At 68.7% G+C, this 1181-nt stretch carries 2 protein-coding genes and 1 pseudogene; 1 reads left to right on the top strand and 2 read right to left on the bottom strand.

What is annotated here, in order from left to right; translation table 11 throughout:
• A pseudogene (locus ACFWI9_RS34555) lies at window positions 1–199 on the bottom strand (mechanosensitive ion channel family protein); the annotation flags it as partial.
• Between the two features lie 29 nt (window positions 200–228).
• Here ACFWI9_RS34555 and ACFWI9_RS34550 point away from each other — a divergent pair.
• Window positions 229–798 (top strand): dienelactone hydrolase family protein, encoded by a 570-nt coding sequence (locus ACFWI9_RS34550; protein WP_387169319.1) that lies wholly within the window; start codon window positions 229–231, stop codon window positions 796–798.
• Between the two features lie 12 nt (window positions 799–810).
• On the opposite strand, the gene ACFWI9_RS34545 is transcribed toward ACFWI9_RS34550, so the two are convergent.
• Window positions 811–1181: alkaline phosphatase D family protein (locus ACFWI9_RS34545; RefSeq protein ID WP_387169316.1), on the bottom strand; the 371-nt coding region annotated here is incomplete at its 5' end.

Below are 1181 nucleotides of genomic sequence, written 5' to 3'. Positions count from 1 at the left end.
GGTCGTAGGAGCCTCTGAGGAAGGCCGCGCAGAGCAGTAGTTGGTAGGGGACTCGGCCTCGGCGCAGCAGGCCCCAGAGCGTGGTGTCGTCGTGGCGGGCGTCCGCCTTGCGCAGCAGCAGGTCGGTGACCCAGCCGATGAGCAGCGTGAGGACGACGGAGCCGCCGATGACGATCAGCGGGCGCAGTACGTTCTCCATGTGTCCGACCGTACTGGCACGATGGCTTCATGAACAACATGCTCTTCCACTCGATATACGGACTCCGGCCGGCGGTCCGCGACGCCGCCGACCGGCTGCGCGCCGCGGGCCACGAGGTGTGGACGCCGGACCTCTTCGAGGGGCATACGTTCGACACGGTCGAGGACGGCCGGGCCCTGAACGAGAAGATCGGCAAGGAGGAGCTGCTGAAGCGGGCCGTGCTGGCCGCCGCCCCCTACTCCGAGCGCGGGCTCGTCTACGCCGGGTTCTCGCTCGGTGCCTCCGTCGCCCAGACCCTCGCCCTCGGCGACGAGAAGGCCCTCGGGCTGCTGCTTCTGCACGGCACCTCGGACATCGCGGCCAACGCCTCCGTCGACGCTCTCCCGGTCCAGTTGCATGTCGCCGAGCCGGACCAGTTCGAGACGGACGACTGGCTCAGCTCCTGGTATCTCCAGATGGGCAGGGCGGGCGCGGATGTGGAGATCTACCGGTACGCCGGAGCCGGTCACCTGTACACCGACCCCGGCCTCCCGGACTACGACGAGGAGGCCGCCGAGGCCACCTGGCGGGTGGCCTTCGGTTTCCTTGAGACCCTCTAGAGACCTACGGACCTACACCGGGTCGTACGTCCGCTCGACCTTCTGCGTGCCGCTGCGCGTGCGGTACGACCGTTCCCAGGACGAGGTCGCGGTGGGCGAGGTGCGGTCTGACAGGACGTAGTAGTCCATCTGCGCCCGGTCGGCCGTGATGTCCAGGACGCCGTAGCCGTGGCGGTCCGTGTCGACCCAGTGGACGTGCCGGTTGGCGAGCTGGATGATCGGGGCGGCCAGCGCGGAGACCGTGCCCTCGGGCACCTTGACTATGTCGTCGAGGTTGTCGGAGGTCACCGAGGTGATCACGAACTCCGTTGCCGCGGACGGCGAGAGCGGGTACGTGCCGGCGTCCACCGGCACGTCGTTGGCCCAGGACATGTGGATGTCGC

This window comes from Streptomyces sp. NPDC127084, assembly GCF_042724175.1.
Lineage (GTDB): Bacteria > Actinomycetota > Actinomycetes > Streptomycetales > Streptomycetaceae > Streptomyces.
The sequence above is the reverse complement of the archived record's forward strand: the minus strand, read 5'-3'. Positions and strand labels throughout refer to the sequence as shown.

What these genes read in the sequence shown, in the direction of transcription:
- ACFWI9_RS34550 (WP_387169319.1), top strand. Translation starts at nt 229, where the DNA reads ATGAACAACATGCTCTTCCACTCGATATACGGACTCCGGCCGGCGGTC.